Raw genomic sequence first — 7,611 nt, 5'->3', positions numbered from 1 at the left:
ATTGTGAGCACAGCTGGCCTGGATGCGGTGCTGGTGGCAGTTGAATTGGCGCTGGAGAGCGCGCCACCGTCTGGCAAGGTCAGCGTCGAGCATGTGATCAATGTTCTGAGCAGGCTCAACCCTGCACCCACGCCTGAAGATGCACAGACCTGTTTGCAGGCGACAGTGGCCCCACTGGCCAACACGGCGCGCTACGACAGCTTGCGCGGGCAAGGCGGCACGGAGGAGATCAACCATGCGTGATATCGCTGCAGAGCTCAAACAACTGCGCCTGCACGGCATGGCGGGCGCATGGTTGGACCTGATCGAACAAGGGTCCAGTACGGGCTCAGAGGATGCACGGTGGTTGATTGAACACCTGCTGCAGGCCGAGGCCACAGACCGAGGCATGCGCTCGGTGAGCCATCAGATGCATGCAGCCAAGTTCCCTGTGCATCGAGACCTGGCTGGGTTCGACTTCGCTGTGTCCCCCGTTGACAGCAAGCTGGTTCACACGCTGGCAGAGACAGGCTTCACAGAAGTGGCGCACAACGTGGTGTTGGTGGGAGGGCCTGGCACCGGCAAGACCCACCTGGCCACAGCCATTGGCGTGTCCGGCATCACCAAGCATGGCAGGCGCGTGCGCTTTTACTCCACGGTGGATCTGGTCAACGCGCTGGAGCAAGAGAAGGCACAAGGCAAGGCCGGACGCATCGCGACGAGCTTGTTGCGCCTGGACCTGGTGATCCTCGATGAGTTGGGCTACCTGCCGTTCAGCCAGGCAGGCGGTGCGCTGCTGTTCCACTTGCTCAGCCGGTTGTACGAGCACACCAGCGTGATGATCACGACGAATCTGGACTTCGCGGAATGGTCGCGTGTCTTTGGTGATGCCAAGATGACGACGGCGCTGCTGGACCGGCTCACACACCACTGCCACATCCTGGAGACGGGCAACGAGTCACACCGATTCCTGCACAGTTCCAGCACGGCCAAGAGGCGCATCAAGGCACGAGAGCAGTCTCGGATGCAGGCTGCAGCAGAGGGCAAGGCCTGAAGCTCAAAGCGAAGGGGGAAGCCGCTGCGCGGCTTCCCCCTTGATGTTCAACCAAGCCGGCCGGAAAACTCAAAACCCAGGCCAGGCTCTACACTTATCCACAGCTGACCACCCTTTGGTCGGCTACCAGCCCTGGCTCAATATTGGATCGGCACGGTGGCTCAGATTTGGATCGGCGCGGACACGCCTGTGACTTGAAAGACGAACGGTTCGGTGGCGAGCCGATCGATCTCCGCTTTGCCGGAACCTTGCGCCTGGACCAGGAGGCCGCAGTTTCCGCAATGCTGCATCACGACACTGGTGTGCTTTGCGCTCCGACCGCGTTCGGCAAGACCGTCACAGCTGCAGAGATCATCGCCCGTCGCGGTGTCAACACCCTTGTCCTGGTACATCGAACTGAACTGCTCAAGCAATGGCAAGAGCGGCTTCAAGCGTTTCTCGGAGCGGGCAAGGGTGTAGTGGGCACGATTGGGGGCGGCAAGGCCAGACCCACCGGCAAGATTGACATCGCTGTCATGCAGTCGCTCTCCCGGCATGGCGAGGTCAACCCATTGGTCGAACAATACGGCCAAGTGATCGTGGACGAATGTCACCACGTTGGTGCCGTATCGTTTGATGCCATCTTGAAGAGAACCAAGGCCAAGTACGTTTTAGGTCTGACAGCGACGCCCATTCGACGAGATGGACAGCAGCCAATCATCTTCATGCAGTGTGGGCCGATCCGATACACGGCGGCAAAGCCCACGGGCGCACCTCAAGATCTCGAAGTGTCAGCGCGTGCTCGGCATGCGCAGATCGATTTACCTGCCACCGCAGGCATTCAAGATGTGTTTCGGCACCTCGCCAACGATCAGGCACGCACCGATGCCATCGGTGCAGAAGTCACCCAAGCTTACGATCAGGGACGTAAGGTTCTCGTTCTGACCGAGCGTACCGAACACCTTGATGCGATCCGAGCCGGTCTAGATCATTTGGGCTCATCGCTTTTCGTTCTGCACGGTCGCATGTCCAGAAAGCAGCGAGCTGCGCTGGTAGCCGACCTTGATGCATTGCCACCCGATGCGCCGCGCGTTCTCCTATCTACAGGTAGGTTGGTGGGCGAGGGCTTTGATCATCCTCCACTCGACACTTTGGTCCTGGCCATGCCTGTTTCCTGGAAAGGCACGTTACAGCAGTACGCAGGGCGTCTGCATCGTGAGCACGCAGGCAAGACCGATGTGAGGATCATCGACTTCGTGGATACAGGTCATCCAGCACTGCTTCGCATGTGGGATAAGCGTCAGCGTGGCTATAGGGCGATGGGGTACAGGATCTGTGCCGATGAGGAGTGAGCCGAGCTTGCCACAACATGGTCTATCGGCATATCTTGCTACTCTTCGAATCTGTCCTGGTTCTGACCTTCAGCCTGGCTAGCTTTGACCTTGAAAACATCACAGAGCTTCTTTGATCTTGGAGAGTCCTGCTTGCCGTGGCTACCAGACGAGACGCTGTTCAGCCTTTGTAGTCGCAACCACCGGCTTTGGGGACACACGCTGTCAGCGAGATCCACCGAGTTGTTGTTTGGTCGATCACGTGCGGGCACGCATCATGACATTCCGAGCTCGTTGGATGAGTTTGTTATCCGTACGAGTGGGGTGTACGGTGATGCAAGACAGCTTGCGACAGAACATACGCTTTTGAAGTTCTACCGTCCTTTCATGTCTGAGTCTCAGGTGGCTCATGCTGTAGGTGTGATGCGCAGTGGCTCTGTTGCGCATCTGAAATTCAAATTGGGGCTACTGACCAGTCGCTTCCGGGCGAATCATCCGCTTAAGGCGTGCCCACAGTGCATGTCGTTTGATTTGCATGAGCAGGGGTGGAGCTATTGGCACGTGACGCATCAATTTCCAGGTGTGTGGACATGCCCACAACACGGTGAGCCGCTGCTGACATCGACGGTCAAGTCAACCGGAGTTGAGCGCTTTGATTGGCACCTTCCGGACCAAGATCATCTGGTCGTGCCTGAAGCTTGTCTCTCGCGGGACCTAAACCCGCTGCACAAGCTGACACAGCTGGTCGTCAATGTGTTGAGTCGCAATCAAGCAGATGGGTGCTTGGATTCCACGACTTTGCAGAAAACACTTTTGGATCGCTTTGCCGAACGTGGATGGCTGACTGCTTCTGGGCAGCTACGTCTCAAGTTGGCGGCCATTAGTTACTTGGATTACCTGAATGGATTCAAGGGGCTCTCCGAGTTCGATGGGTTGCCATTTGATGCAGCCTCATCAAACGCACATCTCGGACGGTTGTTGCGGCCCATGAGAACTGGTACGCACCCATTGCGCTGGTTGTCGATCATTGACTGGCTTTACAGCGATGCTGATGAGTTTGAGGAACAGCGCAAAACACAAGAGGGAGGTCGTGGGCTGAATGAGATACCCCTAGATCTTGAGCAGTCGGACGTATCAGCGCAATCTGACGGATCACGCGACGTCTCCCGCCGAGAGCAGCTGATGACTTTGGTTCGGTCGGGCTACTCTGCGACGCGCGCTGCGAAAGAGGTGGGTGTTGACACGACCATCGCAATGGCGTGGATGGTTGCGAATGGTCATGTGACGAAGCGGCGTCCAAAGCAATTGAAAACTGAACTGCGCAATGCCGCCATAAAGGACTTGAAAGGCGGTGCTGATAAAGCAGAGACAGCTCAGCGCCACGGCATTACTGTTCAGTCCGTGACAAGGCTGCTCCGTTCAGAAGCAGGTTTGCACGCGCAGTGGACAGAGGCCCGCTTTAGCAATGCGCAGGTAAGGGCGCGCACGGCATGGCTGGATGTTTTGGAGGCGTGTGATGGCCTGGGTGTGAAGTGGATGCGCTCACTTGAGTCAGCGGCCTATGCGTGGCTTTACAGAAACGACAGGGCCTGGTTGATTGAGCATTCACCCAGGTCCGCCAATGAAGTCACGCGCACGGTGACCGTCGATTGGGATCGGCGTGATCGTGATCTCAGCCGCAAAGTGGCGCAGGCCGCATGCCAAATTCAGTCAGCACAAAGTAAGCCGTTGAAACTTTGGCAGTTGTACCAAGCTGTCCCCGAGCTAAAGCCCAAGCTCAGCGTTTTACGGCAACTTCCGCTGACTCTGAAAGTCCTGGAGGAAGTACTTCCACGAAGAAGCCGTAAGGGCAGCGAGCCACTCTTCTGAAATTCTTTTTTTGTGTTGATTATGCAGATATGCATTGAGATATGCTTTAGGCATGAAAAATCCTGAAATTCAGGCCCGAGTCATGCGAGTCAGAGACATCTGCAAGCGCCGTGGCCTCACTCAGCAAGAGATCGCGCAGGCGCTTGGTGCGAGTCAGTCACAGGTGAGTCGCATCCTGAACAGTGCTGGTGTGAAGCGGTCGCGTTTGCTGGAGGAGGTCTGTCTGTACGTCGAGCGACTAGACGTTGGCGTCACGGCAGAGGCCGTGCGAAACAACGACGACTTGATCGATGCGCTTCGCAACACATGGAACGGCACAGCAGCACATGCAAAAGCACTGTCTGCGGTTATTCGCTCATTGGCTGTTCTGCACGGTGAGCCACAAACGCGTCATGTCGATCAATGGGGCCACACATGAGATTGATACGCCCGGAGCCCCTGCCAGATGAACTTGCCAACGGGTATCAAGGTCGGTTTCTGTCGCTAAATGGATTGCGCCATGACAGAGAGGCGTTAGCTGGTGTTGCCGACTGGGTCCAACGAGAAATAGGTTCCAGCATTGACCTGTCACTCGTTGAGGTTCTGGCGTGGATGGCTGGTCAATCGTCGGAGCGCTTCGTACAAGATCACACGACCTTGCCTTTCCGGCGCTCAGTCATAAGCGATGCGTCAGATCTGCCGCATGGGAGTCCACAGCGACGGCCTTTGCTGCTCAAGCGAGCGCTTTGTGACACGCGAGCCTATGCGTGCTTCTGTTCGCAATGTGTGGAGTGCGTATTCCGGTCCAACGTGACCGTTGATTCCGGCGGATCGTGACCGCCGATTCTGGTTCATCGTGACCGGCCATTCTGGTCGAACGTGACCGATTTTTGCACCTGACCGGAATCTCGGTCACGATGCCGGAATCACCGGTCACGATGCCAGCATGGCGTCGTATGCCACCGTGATGGTGTTGCGCAAGTTGTCTCACCCAATGCAGTTAGCCTGCCCAGTTTTTTGCTGGAGCCGGCATGCCTGCACCAAGGATTCACATGCGCAAGATCAAGGACGTTCTGCGTCTCAAACTCGATGCTCGGCTCTCGCACGAGCGTATCGCCGCCGCCCTGGGCATCTCCAAAGGCGTGGTTACCAAGTACGTCGGTTTGGCCTCGGTCGCAGGTCTGGATTGGCACTCCATCCAGCCCCTGGACGAGACCGCTTTGCAGCATCGCCTGCTGGCACCGCCGCCACGGCCGCAGCACTTCGTGCACCCCGACTACGCCCAGATTCACAAAGAACTGCGCCGCAAGGGCATGACGCTCATGCTGCTGTGGGAGGAGCACACCCAGCAGCACCTGGACGGTCATACGCACTCCTACTCGCAGTTCTGCGAGAACTACCGCCGCTACGCCAAGACACTCAAACGCTCGATGCGCCAGACCCACCGCGCAGGCGAGAAGCTGTTCATCGACTTTGCAGGTCCCACGATCGAGTTGGTGGACGGCAGCCGTGCCCACATCTTCGTGGCCGCTCTGGGCGCTTCGAGCTACACCTTTGCGTGTGCCACACCGCGCGAGACCATGGCCGACTGGCTTGATGGCTGCGCCCGCGCCCTGACATTCATCGGTGGGGTGCCCCAGCTCATCGTGCCGGACAACCCCAAAGCCCTCATTGCCAACCCCAACCGCTATGAGCCTCGCGCCAACGAGACGGTGGAGGACTTCGCTCGCCACTACGGCACCTCGATGCTACCGGCGCGGCCCTATCACCCGCAGGACAAGGCCAAGGTCGAGTCTGCCGTGCAAGTTGTCGAGCGTTGGATCCTGATGCGACTGCGCCACCAACGCTTTGCGAGCGTGGACGATGTCAACGAGGCCATCGCGCCGCTGCTGGAACAACTCAACAACAAGGCATTCCAGAGGTTGCCTGGCAGCCGAGTCAGCACGTTTGCAGAGTTGGATGCGCCAGCACTGCAAGCCTTGCCTCTGCAGCCCTGGGAATTCGCCACCTACAAGACCGTGCGCGTGCACATTGATCACCACGTCGAGATCGAGGGGCATCGCTACAGCGTGCCGCAGTCCTTGGTCGGGCTGGTCCTGGAGGCACGCATCACCACGCGCGGCGTGGAGATCGTCCACCGTGGTCAGCGTGTTGCCGCTCATCTGCGCTGTCTCCACAAGGGGGGCTTCACCACCGTGGCGGAGCACATGTCGGCAGCGCACCGCGCGCATCGGGAGTGGACCCCTGAACGCCTGATTCACTGGGGCGGCACCATTGGTGTGGCCTGTGCCAGCACCGTCCAGCGTCTGCTGGAGGAGCGACGCCATCCCGAGCATGGCTACCGCGCCTGCCTGGGGCTGCTGTCACTGGCCAAGAAGTACGGCAAGCCCCGACTGGAAGCCGCTTGCCTCATCGCCCTGGAGCTCGGCACCGTCAAGTACAGGCACGTCAGCGACATTCTGGCAAACGGCCGGGATCAGGTGCCCGCCACGACCGCCACCGACTGGACCAGCCCGCACCATGCCCACGTTCGTGGCCCCGGTTACTACCAGTGAACAGACAGGATTGCACCATGATGATGAACACGACTTTGAACCAGCTGCGTGAACTCAGGCTGATGGGCATGCTCACAGCCCTTGATGAGCAACTGACGCAGGCCGGCATGAGCGCTGTCAGCTTTGAAGAACGCATGGCTCTGATCGTCGAGCGCGAGCTCCATTGGCGCCACGACAAGCGGCGTGCACGCCTGCTCAAAGAGGCCAAGCTGAAGTACCCCCAAGCCGCCATTGAGGACATCGATACACGAGCTGGACGCGGCCTGGATCGCAAGGCTGTCATGAGCCTGGCCTTGGGTGATTGGATCGACAGCGGCCACAGCGTGCTGATCACCGGCCCCACCGGAGCTGGCAAATCCTGGCTGGCTTGTGCGCTGGCCCAGCACGCCTGTCGCCGCGGTCGCTCTGCCTTCTACCAACGTGTGCCACGTCTGAGCGAAGAGCTGCGCATCCGTCACGGCAATGGCACCTTTGGCAAGTGGCTCATCCAGTTGGCCAAGACCGATGTCCTGTTGCTGGACGACTGGGGCATGGCTGGGCTGGACAACCAGGCCCGCGCTGACTTGCTGGAGATCATCGACGACCGAGCTGCCAGCAAGGCCACCATCATCACCAGTCAGCTGCCCATTGAACACTGGCATGCCTGGGTCGGTGACGCCACGATTGCCGACGCGATCCTTGATCGCCTGATGCAGCGAAACCACCGATTCACTCTGACCGGTGAGTCCCTGCGACAAAAGCCCAAACCCACGAAAAAGGAGCCCGACTCAGACCCATCGTGACCGACACCCCTACAATTTGAACGCGCAACACCTCACACGGTGCAACCGGTCACGATGGGCCGGAATCGTCGGTCACGTTCGCC

Annotated in this window: 7 protein-coding genes and 1 pseudogene; all 8 read left to right on the top strand. The window is 58.8% G+C overall.

What is annotated here, in order from left to right:
- Positions 1 to 243, top strand: a pseudogene (locus WIT60_RS16690) (IS21 family transposase); the annotation flags it as partial.
- A complete protein-coding gene (istB, locus tag WIT60_RS16685; RefSeq protein ID WP_012080644.1) occupies positions 236 to 1,033 on the top strand; it encodes an IS21-like element helper ATPase IstB in 798 nt (265 codons plus the stop codon). The pseudogene WIT60_RS16690 and the gene istB (WIT60_RS16685), both read left to right, overlap by 8 nt.
- Positions 1,034 to 1,227: 194 nt before the next feature.
- The gene (locus WIT60_RS16680; RefSeq protein ID WP_339584955.1) at positions 1,228 to 2,364 is read left to right on the top strand and encodes a DEAD/DEAH box helicase family protein; all 1,137 of its coding nucleotides are present in this window, start codon (positions 1,228 to 1,230) and stop codon (positions 2,362 to 2,364) included.
- 84 nt (positions 2,365 to 2,448) lie between these two features.
- Positions 2,449 to 4,212, top strand: coding sequence for a TnsD family Tn7-like transposition protein (locus WIT60_RS16675; protein WP_339584954.1), 1,764 nt, complete (start codon positions 2,449 to 2,451; stop codon positions 4,210 to 4,212).
- A gap of 52 nt (positions 4,213 to 4,264) precedes the next feature.
- On the top strand, positions 4,265 to 4,630 hold the full coding sequence (locus WIT60_RS16670) for a helix-turn-helix domain-containing protein (protein WP_339584953.1): 366 nt from the start codon (positions 4,265 to 4,267) through the stop codon (positions 4,628 to 4,630).
- On the top strand, positions 4,615 to 5,028 hold the full coding sequence (locus tag WIT60_RS16935) for a TniQ family protein (protein ID WP_445207718.1): 414 nt from the start codon (positions 4,615 to 4,617) through the stop codon (positions 5,026 to 5,028). The genes WIT60_RS16670 and WIT60_RS16935 overlap by 16 nt, the downstream gene beginning before the upstream one ends.
- Positions 5,029 to 5,222: 194 nt before the next feature.
- Entirely contained in the window at positions 5,223 to 6,746 is a 1,524-nt protein-coding gene (gene istA, locus WIT60_RS16665; protein ID WP_339582727.1) for an IS21 family transposase, read from the top strand.
- A 17-nt stretch (positions 6,747 to 6,763) separates the two neighbouring features.
- Positions 6,764 to 7,528, top strand: coding sequence for an IS21-like element helper ATPase IstB (gene istB / locus WIT60_RS16660; RefSeq protein WP_339582728.1), 765 nt, complete (start codon positions 6,764 to 6,766; stop codon positions 7,526 to 7,528).
- Positions 7,529 to 7,611: the final 83 nt, after the last annotated feature.

This window comes from Aquabacterium sp. G14 (assembly GCF_037482285.1).
Lineage (GTDB): Bacteria > Pseudomonadota > Gammaproteobacteria > Burkholderiales > Burkholderiaceae_C > Aquabacterium.
Note: the sequence above shows the minus strand (reverse complement) of the source record. Positions and strands in the feature narration are given on the sequence as shown.